This window comes from Roseovarius gahaiensis (assembly GCF_011601345.1).
GTDB lineage: Bacteria > Pseudomonadota > Alphaproteobacteria > Rhodobacterales > Rhodobacteraceae > Roseovarius > Roseovarius gahaiensis.
In genome coordinates, this window is the sequence record NZ_JAAORB010000012.1 from 1 (window position 1) to 13,771 (window position 13,771).

Consider the following 13,771-nt stretch of genomic DNA (forward strand, 5'->3'; position numbering starts at 1 on the left):
CTGTGGGCTTTGCCACCTCCGGGGTGGGTCATTTTTGGATGATCACACCGGGTCAGTTTTGAATGCACATTGACAGGTCAGCGTATCGTTTTCCACAAATATCCGCTCAACCCGGGCATTGAACGCCCCGGCGTCGGGCAGATTCATGAACAACAGCACTGCCGCCAGCACCAGAATGGCGAGGATGGTGATGATCCCGATGACAACCACTCGGTTGCCTGATCTCAGAGCGTTGGCAGCGCTGCCTGATTGGTCTTTCACTGGGTCACCCTCTTACTGATCGCGCACTGATACAACCTTCAGGAGTATAAGGCCATTCTGGGCCAATTGCGCCTTCAATTGGGCGCGTGCATTGGATTTGGTGCAGGGGCCGCTGATGGGGGCCACGTCGTAATATAGTTCGAACGGATTGTCGCGCTTGGCCTTGTATTCGGCCACACAGGCGGCCTGCGCCATGCTGGCCGACCCGAGGCCCAGTATAAGGACAGCAGCGCTCAGGGCGGCGGTGAGGGGCGTGTAAGTCCATGTCATGTGCCAACCATGCGCTGCCCTGCGCGGCTATTCAATAACGCCTGTCGCTGTCTGGCGCATTTTCAGTGCGTTATTCGATAACAGATCGGCGTTATTGCCTGTCTTTTCTGGGACCATGCATTTTTGCGGTATCGCGTCTGGCTTGCGTGCGCCGGGCCTGAGCTTTGAACCCCAAGGAAAGGATACAACCATGTTACATCGCCAATTCATCGCCACAGTGCTGGCAGCCGCAGTCGCCGTGACGGGCCTGACCGCCGCGCCGGCGCGCGCCGAGAATGATGCCGCCAAAGTGATCGCGGGCGTCGCGGCGCTTGCCATCATCGGCGCAGCCGTGGCCGACGCCAATAAAACCAAACGCCCCAAGGGGGTCTATTCGGCACCGCACGCCTATGGCCAGCACAAGCAACAGGCGCGCCATAAGGGCTATAAAGCGCAAAAGCGCTACAAGGCGCAAAAACGGCATGACCGCTACAACAGACATGTTGGGACGCATCGCGGCTACCGACCAGGCGGAGTGATCCCGCGTCGCGCACAAAACCGCGTGTCGCTGCCCACTGCCTGCCTGATCAGCAATACCGGCGGACGGGCGGTGTATAGCGCGCGCTGCCTTGAACGTCGCGGCCTGCGATAAGCTGCCGTTCAAGACCCGAGCCGCTGACGGGAAGGGCGCGGGCCCTTCCCTTTTGCATTTCCCCAAGGACCATGCCAAAGCACGGTATGACCAACACGCCGGATTACGCGCTTGAATTGGCCGCACAGGCCCAAGGATACACCCGCATCGCGGGCGTGGATGAGGTGGGGCGCGGCCCGTTGGCGGGGCCGGTCACTGCCGCTGCTGTTGTGCTGGACGCTGCCCGCATCCCCGACGGCCTGAACGATTCAAAGCGCCTGACGGCCAAACGCCGAGAGGTGCTGTTCGACGTGATCATGGACATGGCCGAGGTGTCCATCGCTCATGCAAGTGTCGACGAGATTGATACATTGAACATCCTGCGCGCCAGCCATCTGGCCATGGAACGCGCGGTGGCGGGCCTGCGAACACCCCCCGACATGGCGCTGATCGACGGTAACCTGATCCCGCGCAACCTGTCCTTGCCCGCGCGGGCCGTGATCAAGGGCGATGCCCTGTCACTGTCGATTTCAGCCGCCTCGATCATGGCGAAAATCACCCGCGACCGCATCATGTGGGATTTGGCGCAACAGTTCCCGGGCTATGGCTGGGACACTAATGCAGGTTACCCGTCAAAAACCCACAAAGCGGCGCTTCAAAATCTGGGTGTTACCGCACACCATAGACGATCTTTCAAGCCGGTACACAATATCTTGTATCAAGGTAAATCTGTAAGTAACTGATTCAAAAAAGAAATTGACGGCGAATCGGGTTTGACTCATCTTAGTGCCAAAGGAACCAGAGCGCAAAAAGCGCCGGGATCAGAGGCAGAGAATGAAAACAATGACCAAATCCAAGGGCGCGACCGCGCTCCCGCTGAACACGATTCTTGACGGTGACTGCATCGAAGCGATGAACAGCCTTCCCGAGGCGTCCATTGATCTGATCTTTGCTGATCCCCCCTATAATCTGCAGTTGAAAGGCGATTTGCATCGCCCCGACAACAGCGCGGTGGATGCGGTGGATGACGCATGGGACCAGTTCGCCAGCTTCGAGGCTTACGACAAGTTCACCCGCGACTGGCTGCGTGCCGCGCGCCGCCTGTTGAAACCCAACGGTGCGATCTGGGTGATCGGCAGCTATCACAATATTTTCCGTGTCGGCGCAGCCCTGCAAAACGAAGGCTTCTGGATTCTCAATGACGTGGTGTGGCGCAAATCCAACCCGATGCCGAATTTCCGGGGCAAGCGCCTGACCAATGCCCATGAAACCATGATCTGGGCCAGCAAACAGGAAGGTGGCAAATACACCTTCAATTACGAAGCGCTGAAATCACTCAATGATGGCGTGCAGATGCGCAGCGATTGGGTTTTGCCAATCTGCACCGGGCACGAGCGTCTGAAAGACGATCAGGGCGACAAGGCGCATCCCACGCAAAAGCCCGAAAGCCTGCTGCACCGCGTTCTGGTCGGCAGTACCAATCCGGGTGACGTGGTGCTGGACCCGTTCTTTGGGACAGGCACAACCGGCGCCGTGGCCAAGATGTTGGGCCGCGATTACATCGGCATCGAACGGGAAGCCGCCTATCGCACAGTGGCCGAGAAACGCCTGAAAGCCGTGCGTAAATACGACCGTGACGCATTGCAGGTGTCGGCCAGCAAACGCGCCGAGCCGCGAGTGCCCTTTGGCCAGCTGGTCGAGCGTGGCATGCTGCGCCCCGGCGAAGAATTGCTGAGCATGAATGGCCGCCACAAGGCCAAGGTGCGCGCCGATGGCACTTTGATTGGCGATGATGTCAAAGGATCGATCCATCAGGTGGGCGCTGCGTTGGAAGGTGCGCCAAGCTGTAATGGTTGGACCTATTGGTGCTTTAAGCGTGACGGCAAGACCGTGCCCATCGATCTGCTGCGCCAACAGATCCGCGCCGAAATGGCCGAGCGTCCGAACTGAGGCTTTCGAATATCAGAACACCGCCGGTGCCTGCGGCCTGACATCGCAGGCACCACACCTGTGCCCCGCCCTTTTGGCGGGGCTTTTTTGTGGGGTGTTTCCAAAAGGAGTGGCTGCGCCACACAGTTTTTTGGGCGAGGGGCCAGCCCCTCGCGCTCCCCGGGATATTTTTGAACAAGAGAAGGGCGCGGATCGCTCTAGCGTGGCAGTGGGTTGCGCGCCTTGTTGTAAGGTCTCCAGTCAGTGATTTCGGGGTAATACATCTCGCGCCAGTGTTTGACACGCGGGTTCATCACCTTGCGCCAGATCGGCGGGATCATCGCTGCCATGGTCATGATCGGGTAGCCATACGGCAATTGCGGGGCTTCATCCGCGTCATAGTTTTGCAGCAGTGGAAAGCGGCGATCGGGTTTGTAGTGGTGGTCGGAATGGCGTTGCAGGTTGATCAGCAGCCAATTCGAAGCTTTGTGCGCCGCGTTCCAGCTATGGTGTGGTTTGACATGTTCGTATTTACCATCGCCCAGATGTTTGCGGGTCAGGGCATAATGTTCAACGTAATTGACCAGTTCCAACTGCCAGATGGCGACACCGGCCTGCCACAGGAACAGCAAAAGCCCGGCCCAACCGCCGATGATCACCGCCAGCAGCAGCATGAAGGCCTGTAGCGCCCAATACCGCCAAAACGGGTTTTTCGCATCGGTCCACGGTTTGCCCTTACGCGCCAGCATGGCCTTTTCCGCCTTGAACGCCGACAGGAGTGACCCCTTCAGCACGCGGGGGAAAAAGCGGTGGAAGCCTTCGTTGTAGCGTGCGGTGACCGGATCGCGTGGGGTGCCGACATACAGGTGGTGCACCCGCAGATGTTCGGACCGGAAATGCGAATAGAGCACCATCGACAACAGCGCGTCGCCCAAGAACCGCTCACCGCGGTCTTTTTGGTGCATGAGTTCGTGGCTATAGTTTATGCCGACCGTGCCGGTGATCACACCCACGCCGAAAAACAAAACGATGGTTTCAAGCGCCGAAAGATGCGCATCGCCCGGCCCGGTCACATACCAGATCATCCAAAACAGCAGGGCAAACTGAATGGGCGCCCAGATCAGCGTGATCGCCTTGTACCAGCTGAGCTGATCTTCGTCGGTGTCCAGATCGGCGTTTTCGGTGTTCAGGCCAAGGAATGCATCAAGGATGGAAAAGAAGTACCATGTGACGACCGGCAGCAAAATAACCGTCCAGCCGCCATAAAGCGCGCCAATCACGGCGACGGGGACAAGCAGCAAAGACATCCAGAATGGTACGGCGTTGCGAAACATCGCAACCTTATGGGCGGGGATCATCACTTGGCTCCCTTACAAAAGCAACATGGTGGGGCGCGTTTCAGGGGCCATTGTTCAGGGTGTCGCGGGCAAGGTCAAATACCTTGCGCATCACCGTCGGTAAATCCGACGGGCGAAACGCCCCAGCCGGATGGAACGTGCCACGTTCGGGCTGTGTATTCATGCCAACCTGTGCGACCTGAATGGTCAGCCGCAGGTGGAAATGGGTGAAGGTGTGGCGGGCCTCTGTGCCCAAGTCTTGCCAATCAGCCTCAAGCGGTGGTGCGGGGCTTGGGGTGTCGCGCCAGTCGCTGCCGGGCCAGCCCAGCATGCCGCCCAGCAAGCCTTTGTCGGGGCGACGCTCGAGCAGCCATGCACCATCGGCGCGCTGTGCGACATAGGCGATGCCATGCCGGGTCGGTTTTGGTTTTTTGGGGGTCTTGTGGGGCAAATCGGATTGTGTGCCGGCCTTGCGCGCTGTGCAGCGCGCCATCCAAGGGCAGATCCCACACGCCGGGGATTTGGACGTGCAGACAGTCGCGCCCAGATCCATTACCGCCTGCGCGTAATCGCCGGGCCGCCGGTTGGGTGTGAGTGCCGCGGCGGCCCTTGTCAATTCTGGTTTAGCGGCGGGCAGGGGGGTGTGAATGTCATGCAGCCGCGCCATCACTCGCTCCACGTTGCCATCCACCACCACTTCGGGGGCGTCAAAGGCAATCGCGGCAATCGCGGCGCTGGTATAGGGGCCGATGCCGGGAAGTTTGACCAAATCCTCGCGCGTGTCGGGAAATTGTCCGTTCAGATCATTGGCCACAACCCGTGCGCATTTCAGCAGGTTGCGCGCCCGGGCGTAATATCCCAAACCGGCCCATTCGCCCATCACTTGCGCATCCGGGGCCGCGGCCAGCGCCTGCACATCCGGCCACAATGTCGTGAAACGCTCGAAATAGGCTTTCACGGCGGCAACGGTTGTTTGTTGCAGCATAACCTCGGACAGCCAGACACGATATGGATCAGGGTGCACGCGCGCCGCGCGCGCCGCCGGGGCCACGCGCCACGGCAGATCGCGTGCATGCCGGTCGTACCACGCCAGCAGGTCTTGTGCCGCGTCACGCATTCTTTATCCCTTTCGCGCCGTTTCGCTTTGGCATGGTGTGCCACATGCCCTAAGATAGATGCCAAGTCGAGGATGCCACCCATGCCGCAACGCAACAGCACCACACGCGGGTTCAAACGCACGGGCCAACTTGTTCAGGGCCGCATTCGCCACGCCTCGGAATCGCGTGGCTTTGCGCAAACCCGCCTGCTGACCCACTGGCCGGAAATCGTCGGGGCCGATATCGCTGCCATCGCGCGTCCGGTCAACGTGTCCTATGGGCGGCAGGGCTTTGGTGCCACGCTGACGGTGCTGACCACCGGGGCGCAGGCCCCGATGCTGGAAATGCAAAAAGAACAGCTGCGCGATAAGGTGAACGCGGTTTATGGCTATAATGCCATCTCGCGCATCCGTGTTACACAAACCGCGCCCACAGGCTTTGCCGAAGGGCAGGCCAGTTTCGATCATCGCCCGCAAAAGCCCGCGCCTGTCGCCCCTGACCCCACGTTGCAGGCCCGTGCCGCAGATATGACCGCGCCGATCGGCGATACCTCGCTCAGATCCGCGCTTGAAGCCCTTGGGCAGAACGTTCTATCCAAGACGAAACGCTAGATCCCGAAAGGTGACCTGAATGACCCGAACGACCGCCATCGCGGCCTTGTGCCTGACCCTCGTTGCCGGAGCGGCCTATTGGCTGACCTCGGCCCCTGCAACATCCAACGATCTGCCTTATGGCGCGGTCAACGCGCAGGAAGCCGGTGATGTCGATACCTCGTCGATCGTTGAAATGAGGCTTGGCAACGCGGATGCACCGGTGACCGTGATTGAATATGCCTCGTTCACTTGCCCGCATTGCGCCACGTTCCACGCCGACCAGTTCAAGCAGCTGAAGGCCGACTATATTGACACGGACAAGATCAATTTCATCTACCGGGATGTGTATTTTGATCGTCTGGGCCTGTGGGCGTCGATGGTGGCGCGTTGTGGGGGCGAACAGAAGTTCTTTGGCCTCAGCTCGCTGATTTATGAACAGCAGAAAGAGTGGATCGGGTCCGGTGATCCGGTTGAATCCGCTAATGCCCTGCGCAAAATCGGCAAGGTCGCGGGCCTTGGCGAAGATCAGATCGAGGCTTGCCTGACAGATCAGGATAAGGCCAAGGCACTGGTCGCTTGGTATCAGCAAAACGCCGAGGAACATGATATCACCTCAACCCCGACGATCGTGATCAATGGCGAAAAGCATTCCAATATGGCCTATGACGAGCTTAAGGTGATCATCGACGAGGCGTTGGGCGAAGGATGACATCGCCGCTATCCGGCCTCAAGGTCGTTGAACTTGCCCGCATTCTGGCCGGCCCTTGGGCCGGTCAGACACTCGCCGATCTGGGGGCCGAGGTGATCAAGGTCGAAAGCCCCGCCGGTGATGACACGCGCCAATGGGGCCCGCCCTTTATCGAGTGCGACGGCGACCGCTCGGCCGCTTACTTCCATTCCTGCAACCGGGGCAAATCTTCGGTCACAGTGGATTTCCGCACCGCTGAGGGGCAGGAACAAGTCCGCGACATGATCCGCGACGCCGATATCGTGATCGAGAATTTTAAAGTGGGAGGGCTGGCCAAGTACGGCTTGGATTACGACAGTCTGCGCGCGATCAATCCCGGCCTGATCTATTGCTCGATCACAGGGTTCGGGCAGGATGGGCCCTATGCGCATCGCGCCGGGTATGACTACATCATTCAGGGGATGTCAGGGCTGATGTCGATCACCGGACACCCTGACGGACAGCCGACCAAGGTGGGCGTCGCCGTGACGGATGTGTTCACCGGTGTCTACGCCACCACCGCCATTCTGGCGGCTGTGCATCGCCGCCACGCCACCGGGCAGGGGCAGCATATCGACATGGCGCTTTTGGATGTTGCCGTGTCTGTCACCGCAAATCAGGCGATGAACTATCTATCCACCGGCACACCGCCGGGGCGGCTTGGCAATTTTCATCCCAACTTGTCCCCCTATCAGGTCTTCGATTGCTCGGATGGCTACATCATCATCGCCGTAGGAAATGACGGGCAGTTCCGCCGCTTGTGCGACTTGCTGGGCTGTCCCGATCTGGCAGACGATCCGGAGTACGCGACAAATCCTGCGCGGGTGGCCCACCGCGAAAACCTTGATGAATTGCTAACGGCCCGCACGCGGACCTTTTCCAAGGCCGATCTGTTGGCCACCTGCGAAATGCATGGCGTGCCCGCTGGCCCGATCAACAATTTGGCCGAGGTGTTTGATGACCCGCAGGTGCAGGCCCGTGGCATGCGCGTTGACCCCCAAGGCGTGCCCGGTGTCCGCTCACCCTTTCGGTTTTCCGAATCCGAGCTGTCGCTTGACCGCCCGTCGCCCAAGCTGGGGCAGGACGGCTAGCGCACCATCAGGCCCACATCAGCCAACGCCTGATCCAGCGGTGTCCAGTCGTTGATTTCCAGCCGCACAGGCAGGGTCAGAACCTTCTGCCGAAACTCGGGTGGCAGGCGGACCGCATCCTTTTCCGTGGTAACAAGTTGCGCGCGCAACAGTTTGGCCTCGTTCTCTAGCCGGGCCATCAGCGCCGGGGTCAGCGGTTGGTGATCCTCCAACGCTTCGGCCCGCACCAGATCAGCGCCCAGCCCTTGCAAAGTCGCAAAAAACTTGGCCGGATGCCCAATGCCCGCAAACGCCAAAAACCGGGTGTCGGTCCAATCCATTCCGGTTTGCAGCGGGGCCAGATGGCCCATCAGACGCGGTCGGCCAATGTGGTCGCCCCATGTCTTGCCGAAACTGTCTTGTGCTGCGCCCGGACCAATCGACAAAACCAGATCGGCCCGTTGCAAGCCTGTGGTCACCGGTTCGCGCAGCGGACCGGCGGGAATGCAGCGGCCATTGCCAAACCCCTGCGCGGCATCCACCACGATCAGGGAAAGATCTTTTTTTATCGACGGATTTTGATGGCCGTCATCCATCACGATGATATCTGGCCCGGCCTTTTCTGCCGCCTTCGCCGCCGCCGCCCGATCCTTGGCGACCCACACGCGGGTAAAGGCCGAGATCAGCAATGGCTCATCTCCAACGTCCTGGGCTGTATGGATTCTTTCATTGACCTCGACAGGGCCATCCAATGATCCGCCATGCCCGCGCGAGATGACATGCACGGTTTTCCCCATGTTTTGCAAATGCTGAACCAATGCGATGGTAGTTGGCGTCTTGCCGGTGCCGCCCGCATTGATGTTTCCCACACAAATAACGGGAATATCAGGGGCATATGCGGGGGGCTGTGCCACCCGCCGGGCGGTGGCCACGGCATACAGCGCGCCCAACGGCGCCAGCACCCGCGCCATGACGGTTGGCTGATCGGGTGGGGTGAACCAGAAAAGCGGTGCGCGCATTACTTTGCCCCCATCACGTCAAGCGTGTCCTGCACAAGATCCAAAATTTTGTCCGTGACCCCAGCACTTTGCGAGGCCACGTCCCACGCTGCATGCGCCATGGTTGCCGATTGGTCGGGCGGGATCAGCCGCTGCACGGCTGTGGCCAATGTCTCGCGATCCCGGACGATGCGCGCGGCCCCGGCTTCGGCGAACCTAGAATAGCTGGACATATAGCGCCGCACGTTCGGGCCGTACAAGATAGCCGAACCATGTGCGGCAGGCTCGTTCGGATCGCGCCCCCAATGCCCGGCCAACAAAGAGCTGCCCATGAAGGTGATCGGGGCAATGCGATACCACAGCCCCATCTCGCCGCGTGTATCGGCCAATATGACCTGAGTTGTCTCTTCGGGCAGTTCGCCCTCTGACCATGTGATGCTGCGCCATCCTTCAGCATCCAGCCGGGCCTTGAAATCCGGGCCGGTTGCTGGATCGTCGGGGACCAGAACCAATAGCGCCCTGTGCGCAAGACGGTTGGTATCGCGGTGCGCCTGCAGAACTGTGTCCAACTCTTGCGGTTGCGCCATGGCGGCAAGCCACACCGGACGGCCGCGCAAAAGATTGCTCAATTCCGCGTGGTCGCTTTCGTTGTAAGGCAGGGTCAAAGCCCCTTCTTGGAACGGGCCGGTAATTTCAATCTCCGCATCATTGACCCGCAGCCGCCTAAGAAACCGCGCCGTGTTTGCGTTGCGCGCGAAGATCATTGCAAACCGGTCCAATAAAGCGCGAGGAAGGTCCGGAAGCCATCGCCAGATCGTTTTGTCCAACAGGCGTTCTTCGGCGTCAATCAGATAAAGCGGCACATCGTGTTCGCTTGCGCATGTGATGAAGGCGGGTTGCAAGTCTCCGCCCGCCCAAAGGCAAATGTCTGGGGTCCAGTGACGCAAGAACGCCTCGGCATTCGGGACTGAATCTTCCGGCAAATGTGCCCTGAGAATACATTTTCCCTTGGTCTGTTCTGAGACTTCATCGCGATGCGTTGTTATGAGCATATGCAGCCCGGGGCGCTGTGCGGCAAGGCGTTCGGCCATTTGACACAGGGCGTCGGCATGGGCGGGTTCGACGGCATGTGCCCAAATCAATTCACCTGTCGGGCGCGCCCTTTCCGGGGCTGCCGCCGGGGTGGTCTTAGCGCCATGGCGTGACATGGCCAGATAGGCCGCAAGGCTGACCGAACGGCGCATAGTATCCTAGGCCAATACCGTGGCGATAGTGGGACCAAGACCAAAACACCGCCAGTGTGTCATCTGATTTCCCCAAGCGCGATTGCAATCTGGACGCAGCCTAGTGGATCGGGGCGTCGGGTCAAGCGGACGCTGGCATTTGGCGTGGTCTTGACGGATTGCACGAAACAGGCCACCAGACGTTTGACCAAATCCGGACACCGATGATGACCAAACCCTTTCTGATCCTGCAACTGCGCCCCGAGACTGAGGCCGCAGATGATGAATATGCTGCGATTTTGCGGAAGGGCGGATTGGCCCCGGCCCAAACACTCCGTATCCGTCTGGATCAACAGAACCAGCCCGATGATCTGTCGCTGGATGATCTGTCGGGGGTGATCGTCGGGGGTGGGCCCGGATGTGTCAGCGATGCCCCGGCTGACAAATCCGAGGTCGAGGCGCGGATCGAAGCACAGGTGTTGTCGCTGATGCCCGCGATCACTCAGCGCGATTTCCCGTTTCTTGGGTGTTGCTATGGCATCGGTATATTGGGGAAACACTTGAACGGCGATGTCAGCAAAGATCGCTATTCCGAACCGGTTGGAACTGCCGATTGCGCCCTTACGGAGGCAGGCCACGCTGACCCGCTGCTAGACGGTGTGCCGAACAGTTTCGCGGCGTTCGTTGGCCACAAAGAGGCGTTGCAAGACCTTCCCGTTGGCTGCACACATTTGGTCAGCGCGCCAAGCTGCCCGTTCCAGATGGTGCGCTTTGGGCAGAATGTGTATGCCACCCAGTTCCACCCCGAGGCCGACGCCACAGGGTTTGAAACCCGGATCAAGATTTACCGGCATCGTGGATATTTTCCACCTGAAACGGCGGATGATCTGATTGCAATGTGTCGCGCGGCGGATGTGAATGCGCCCGAAAAGGTTTTGGCGAATTTCGTAACGCGTTACCGCGTCGAGATTTGAAACCGATTTGCGTCATATGGTGCCAGATCAAGGTTGAGACGCTGACCATCTACCAACCCGGCGACAATACGCCCGGTTTTCGGCCCGGCGGTTAGCCCGATGTGCTGATGCCCGAAGGCCGCGAACACGCCGGTTTTGCCAAGCTCTCCGACCAAGGGCAGGCTGTCGGGCGTTGACGGGCGGAACCCCATCCATTCCTCTACGCTGTCATAGGTCAGAGATGGGAAAACCAGCTTGGTGTGGCGTTTGATCAACTCCAAAGGCCGTTGTGACGGGCCTTTGGTGATCCCGCCAAGTTCCACGGTGCCAGCACAGCGCAAGCCGCTGGCCATCGGGTTAACGGCAAATTTTCCCTTGGACACCATCATTGGATTGCGTGGGGTTTGCGACGGGTTTTTGAAGTGCAGGTGATAGCCGCGCTCGGCCTCAAGATGGACCTTGACCCCCAGCTTGCGCATCAGCGCTTTTGACCAAATCCCGGCGGCCAGAACCGCGTGATCACAGGGCAGGCTGCCTTGCAGTGTTTGAACCTGCGATATGCGCCCGTCGCTTAGGGTGATATCCACGGCTTCGGTTTGCAGGTAGGTGCCGCCTTCATCCTGCAAAACTTGCGCAAGATCTTGCATATATCGCCCCGGATCGGTGATGTGCCCATGGCCTTTCAGGCGGGCAAGGCATTGGGTGGCCGGGCCAAGGATCGGCTCGGCGTCTTGCACGGCAGGGCCTTCCAGAATCTCGGGGGTCATCCCGGCCTCTTGCTTGATTGCCCATGAATAGGCGTCGGCTTCGAACGCAGCACGGGTTTCGTAGGCATAGCCCAAATCGCTGGTCGTAATCCATTTTTCCGCCAAGGTGCCGCGCGTCAAAGCGCGGTGCTGATCAACGCTATCGGTGATTAACGGAATCAGGGCCTCGACCGTGCGGCGGCAGGTGTCTTCGTTTGCGTTGCTGACAAACCGGGCCAGCCATGGCGCAAGGCGGGGCAGATAAGACCACTGTAAAAACAAGGGTGACTTGGGGCTCAGCATGTATTTCAGGGCGGTGGACAGCAGATCGGGTGTGTTGACAGGCACCATTGCCCATTGCGCCAACAGTCCCGCATTGCCAAAGGATGCGCCCGCGCCGGGGCCTTCGCGATCAATCAGCGTCACATCATGCCCGGCCCGGCGCAGCCAAATGGCGCTGCTGAGGCCGCAAATCCCTGCGCCGATAACGATGATCTTTTTCGATGTGCTCATGAAATTGCGCCCCGGCCAGTGCTGTGTCGCGCAGCTAAGCCGAGGATTATTGCAAGGGCAAGGGGCAGCGGGCCCGTTTTTCATGGCAAACCGCAAAGAAAAACCCCGCCGGATGGCGGGGTTTGTTCGCGTCGTGCAGGGGGCTGAGTTTCAGCCCTGACGTGCCTTGAAGCGGCGTTGTGTTTTATTGATCACGTAAACGCGGCCTTTGCGGCGCACGACGCGGCAATCACGGTGCCGGTTCTTCAGCGAGCGGAGCGAGTTGCGAACCTTCATGGTCGATCTCCTGTCTGTCGCGGCGCGGGCCAGCGCCTAGGGTTGCGGGCGTTCCACGACCAGCGCGAAACAGTGAATTCATGGTGGGCGATACAAGGTTCGAACTTGTGACCCCTTCGATGTCAACGAAGTGCTCTACCGCTGAGCTAATCGCCCATGAATACCAACACGTCCTTTGCCCCAAATAATAGGGGCGCGGAAAGCCGCGCCGGTGAGAGCGGTCTATAAAAGGAGTCGGGCAGGGGATCAAGGGCTTTTAGAACGACAAATTCAGTCTATTATGTTTCTAGAACGGAGAGACCATGCCGAAAGCCGCTTATCATCTCACGCATCCGCAGCGCCGGACAACATCTGTTGTGTTTTCCTCGCCTCACAGCGGCTGCGATTACCCGTGGTCTTTTTTGCGTCGAACAACCTTGAACACCCATACCGTGCGCAGTTCCGAGGATGCGTTCGTTGACAGATTGTTTCAGGATGCCCCGCGTCATGGAGCGCCTTTTATCAAGGCCGGGGCGCCGCGCGCGTTTGTCGATTTGAATCGTGCCGAAGACGAGTTGGACCCGGCGTTGATCGACGGGCTGCGCAAATCGGGGCATAACCCGCGTGTTGCCTCGGGGCTTGGGGTGATCCCGCGTGTGGTGGCCAATGGCCAAGCGATCTATTCGGGCAAGATCACAATGGCCGAGGCGACACGCCGGATTGAAACCTATTGGCGCCCCTACCACGAGGCGCTGAGTGCGCAGTTTGATCAGGCGCACCTGATGTTCGGTCAGGCGATATTGGTGGATTGCCATTCGATGCCGCATGAAGCGGTGGATTCGGTTGTGCGTATGGGCGTGCGGCGGCCTGACATTGTGCTGGGTGATCGCTTTGGCGCGGCAGCGGCCGCCGATGTGGTTGACCGGATTGAAGAGGCCTTTGTCAACGCGGGCCTTGTTGTCACCCGCAATACGCCCTTTGCCGGTGCTTATGTCACACAACGCTACGGTCGGCCGTCGCGCAACCGTCATGCCGTGCAAATCGAAATCGACCGGGCGCTTTACATGAACGAGCAGTTGATCCGCCCCAATGGCCATTTCGAAGCGTTTCGGACGTTGCTGAATGGTGTGATCGCCGACATCGCCGCGATTGGCTGCCCAACCGGACAGGCCCTCGCGGCCGAATAGAC

The 13,771-nt window shown here is 59.6% G+C and carries 16 protein-coding genes and 1 tRNA gene; 8 read left to right on the forward strand and 9 right to left on the reverse strand.

Going from position 1 to position 13,771, the window contains the following annotated elements; genetic code table 11:
- Nucleotides 1-42: 42 nt before the first annotated feature.
- Together HAT86_RS08205 and HAT86_RS08210 are read right to left on the reverse strand one after the other, a co-directional pair.
- Nucleotides 43-261, reverse strand: a complete 219-nt coding sequence (locus HAT86_RS08205; RefSeq protein WP_196780558.1) for a hypothetical protein — start codon at nucleotides 259-261, stop codon at nucleotides 43-45.
- A 12-nt stretch (nucleotides 262-273) separates the two neighbouring features.
- Nucleotides 274-531 (reverse strand): hypothetical protein, encoded by a 258-nt coding sequence (locus HAT86_RS08210; RefSeq protein WP_167195665.1) that lies wholly within the window; start codon nucleotides 529-531, stop codon nucleotides 274-276.
- 190 nt (nucleotides 532-721) lie between these two features.
- Here HAT86_RS08210 and HAT86_RS08215 point away from each other — a divergent pair, with 190 nt between their 5' ends.
- The 3 genes from HAT86_RS08215 (at nucleotide 722) to HAT86_RS08225 (ending at nucleotide 3,091) form a co-directional block, all read left to right on the forward strand.
- Nucleotides 722-1,162: a hypothetical protein gene (locus HAT86_RS08215; RefSeq protein ID WP_167195668.1), complete on the forward strand. Its 441-nt coding sequence runs from the start codon at nucleotides 722-724 to the stop codon at nucleotides 1,160-1,162.
- A gap of 71 nt (nucleotides 1,163-1,233) precedes the next feature.
- Nucleotides 1,234-1,884 (forward strand): ribonuclease HII, encoded by a 651-nt coding sequence (locus HAT86_RS08220; RefSeq protein WP_408015017.1) that lies wholly within the window; start codon nucleotides 1,234-1,236, stop codon nucleotides 1,882-1,884.
- Nucleotides 1,885-1,975: 91 nt separating this feature from the next.
- Complete coding sequence (locus HAT86_RS08225) at nucleotides 1,976-3,091, forward strand: site-specific DNA-methyltransferase (protein ID WP_167195671.1); 1,116 nt, start codon at nucleotides 1,976-1,978, stop codon at nucleotides 3,089-3,091.
- 197 nt (nucleotides 3,092-3,288) lie between these two features.
- On the opposite strand, the gene HAT86_RS08230 is transcribed toward HAT86_RS08225, so the two are convergent.
- Nucleotides 3,289-4,428: an alkane 1-monooxygenase gene (locus HAT86_RS08230; protein ID WP_167195674.1), complete on the reverse strand. Its 1,140-nt coding sequence runs from the start codon at nucleotides 4,426-4,428 to the stop codon at nucleotides 3,289-3,291.
- Nucleotides 4,429-4,468: 40 nt separating this feature from the next.
- Nucleotides 4,469-5,524 carry an A/G-specific adenine glycosylase gene (mutY, locus tag HAT86_RS08235; RefSeq protein ID WP_167195677.1) on the reverse strand — a complete coding sequence of 352 codons (1,056 nt, stop codon included), beginning with the start codon at nucleotides 5,522-5,524 and terminating at the stop codon, nucleotides 4,469-4,471.
- 81 nt (nucleotides 5,525-5,605) lie between these two features.
- Between mutY and HAT86_RS08240 the strand changes: the two genes are divergently transcribed.
- The 3 genes from HAT86_RS08240 to HAT86_RS08250 are packed head-to-tail and all read left to right on the forward strand — an operon-like array spanning nucleotide 5,606 to nucleotide 7,915.
- Nucleotides 5,606-6,115 (forward strand): DUF721 domain-containing protein, encoded by a 510-nt coding sequence (locus HAT86_RS08240; RefSeq protein ID WP_167195680.1) that lies wholly within the window; start codon nucleotides 5,606-5,608, stop codon nucleotides 6,113-6,115.
- A 19-nt stretch (nucleotides 6,116-6,134) separates the two neighbouring features.
- Nucleotides 6,135-6,806 (forward strand): DsbA family protein, encoded by a 672-nt coding sequence (locus HAT86_RS08245; RefSeq protein WP_167195684.1) that lies wholly within the window; start codon nucleotides 6,135-6,137, stop codon nucleotides 6,804-6,806.
- Nucleotides 6,803-7,915 (forward strand): CaiB/BaiF CoA transferase family protein, encoded by a 1,113-nt coding sequence (locus HAT86_RS08250; RefSeq protein ID WP_167195687.1) that lies wholly within the window; start codon nucleotides 6,803-6,805, stop codon nucleotides 7,913-7,915. Before HAT86_RS08245 ends, HAT86_RS08250 begins: the two co-directional genes overlap by 4 nt.
- On the opposite strand, the gene lpxK is transcribed toward HAT86_RS08250, so the two are convergent.
- Nucleotides 7,912-8,913 (reverse strand): tetraacyldisaccharide 4'-kinase, encoded by a 1,002-nt coding sequence (gene lpxK / locus HAT86_RS08255; protein ID WP_167195690.1) that lies wholly within the window; start codon nucleotides 8,911-8,913, stop codon nucleotides 7,912-7,914. The genes HAT86_RS08250 and lpxK overlap by 4 nt on opposite strands.
- On the reverse strand, nucleotides 8,913-10,136 hold the full coding sequence (locus tag HAT86_RS08260) for a 3-deoxy-D-manno-octulosonic acid transferase (RefSeq protein ID WP_167195693.1): 1,224 nt from the start codon (nucleotides 10,134-10,136) through the stop codon (nucleotides 8,913-8,915). The genes lpxK and HAT86_RS08260 overlap by 1 nt, the downstream gene beginning before the upstream one ends.
- A gap of 206 nt (nucleotides 10,137-10,342) precedes the next feature.
- Between HAT86_RS08260 and HAT86_RS08265 the strand changes: the two genes are divergently transcribed.
- Nucleotides 10,343-11,089 (forward strand): glutamine amidotransferase, encoded by a 747-nt coding sequence (locus HAT86_RS08265; protein WP_167195696.1) that lies wholly within the window; start codon nucleotides 10,343-10,345, stop codon nucleotides 11,087-11,089.
- Here the strand turns inward: HAT86_RS08265 and HAT86_RS08270 are convergent.
- From HAT86_RS08270 to HAT86_RS08280, 3 genes are all read right to left on the reverse strand, one after another.
- Nucleotides 11,071-12,327 carry an NAD(P)/FAD-dependent oxidoreductase gene (locus HAT86_RS08270; RefSeq protein ID WP_167195699.1) on the reverse strand — a complete coding sequence of 419 codons (1,257 nt, stop codon included), beginning with the start codon at nucleotides 12,325-12,327 and terminating at the stop codon, nucleotides 11,071-11,073. The genes HAT86_RS08265 and HAT86_RS08270 overlap by 19 nt on opposite strands.
- Before the next feature lie 150 nt (nucleotides 12,328-12,477).
- Entirely contained in the window at nucleotides 12,478-12,603 is a 126-nt protein-coding gene (ykgO, locus tag HAT86_RS08275) for a type B 50S ribosomal protein L36 (protein ID WP_005850168.1), read from the reverse strand.
- Between the two features lie 81 nt (nucleotides 12,604-12,684).
- Nucleotides 12,685-12,759: transfer RNA gene (locus HAT86_RS08280), tRNA-Val, on the reverse strand.
- A gap of 146 nt (nucleotides 12,760-12,905) precedes the next feature.
- On the opposite strand from HAT86_RS08280, the gene HAT86_RS08285 reads away from it, so the two are divergent.
- Nucleotides 12,906-13,769, forward strand: a complete 864-nt coding sequence (locus HAT86_RS08285) for an N-formylglutamate amidohydrolase (RefSeq protein WP_167195702.1) — start codon at nucleotides 12,906-12,908, stop codon at nucleotides 13,767-13,769.
- The last annotated feature ends 2 nt before the right edge of the window (nucleotides 13,770-13,771 follow it).

Excerpts from the sequence above, each read along its gene's own strand:
- HAT86_RS08260 (WP_167195693.1), bottom strand. The coding sequence starts at position 10,136 with ATGCGCCGTTCGGTCAGCCTTGCGGCCTATCTGGCCATGTCACGCCAT.
- HAT86_RS08285 (WP_167195702.1), top strand. The coding sequence starts at position 12,906 with ATGCCGAAAGCCGCTTATCATCTCACGCATCCGCAGCGCCGGACAACA.
- HAT86_RS08230 (WP_167195674.1), bottom strand. The coding sequence starts at position 4,428 with ATGATCCCCGCCCATAAGGTTGCGATGTTTCGCAACGCCGTACCATTC.
- HAT86_RS08245 (WP_167195684.1), top strand. The coding sequence starts at position 6,135 with ATGACCCGAACGACCGCCATCGCGGCCTTGTGCCTGACCCTCGTTGCC.
- HAT86_RS08215 (WP_167195668.1), top strand. The coding sequence starts at position 722 with ATGTTACATCGCCAATTCATCGCCACAGTGCTGGCAGCCGCAGTCGCC.
- ykgO (WP_005850168.1), bottom strand. The coding sequence starts at position 12,603 with ATGAAGGTTCGCAACTCGCTCCGCTCGCTGAAGAACCGGCACCGTGAT.
- HAT86_RS08225 (WP_167195671.1), top strand. The coding sequence starts at position 1,976 with ATGAAAACAATGACCAAATCCAAGGGCGCGACCGCGCTCCCGCTGAAC.
- lpxK (WP_167195690.1), bottom strand. The coding sequence starts at position 8,913 with ATGCGCGCACCGCTTTTCTGGTTCACCCCACCCGATCAGCCAACCGTC.
- mutY (WP_167195677.1), bottom strand. The coding sequence starts at position 5,524 with ATGCGTGACGCGGCACAAGACCTGCTGGCGTGGTACGACCGGCATGCA.
- HAT86_RS08210 (WP_167195665.1), bottom strand. The coding sequence starts at position 531 with ATGACATGGACTTACACGCCCCTCACCGCCGCCCTGAGCGCTGCTGTC.
- HAT86_RS08220 (WP_408015017.1), top strand. The coding sequence starts at position 1,234 with ATGCCAAAGCACGGTATGACCAACACGCCGGATTACGCGCTTGAATTG.
- HAT86_RS08265 (WP_167195696.1), top strand. The coding sequence starts at position 10,343 with ATGACCAAACCCTTTCTGATCCTGCAACTGCGCCCCGAGACTGAGGCC.
- HAT86_RS08270 (WP_167195699.1), bottom strand. The coding sequence starts at position 12,327 with ATGAGCACATCGAAAAAGATCATCGTTATCGGCGCAGGGATTTGCGGC.
- HAT86_RS08240 (WP_167195680.1), top strand. The coding sequence starts at position 5,606 with ATGCCGCAACGCAACAGCACCACACGCGGGTTCAAACGCACGGGCCAA.
- HAT86_RS08250 (WP_167195687.1), top strand. The coding sequence starts at position 6,803 with ATGACATCGCCGCTATCCGGCCTCAAGGTCGTTGAACTTGCCCGCATT.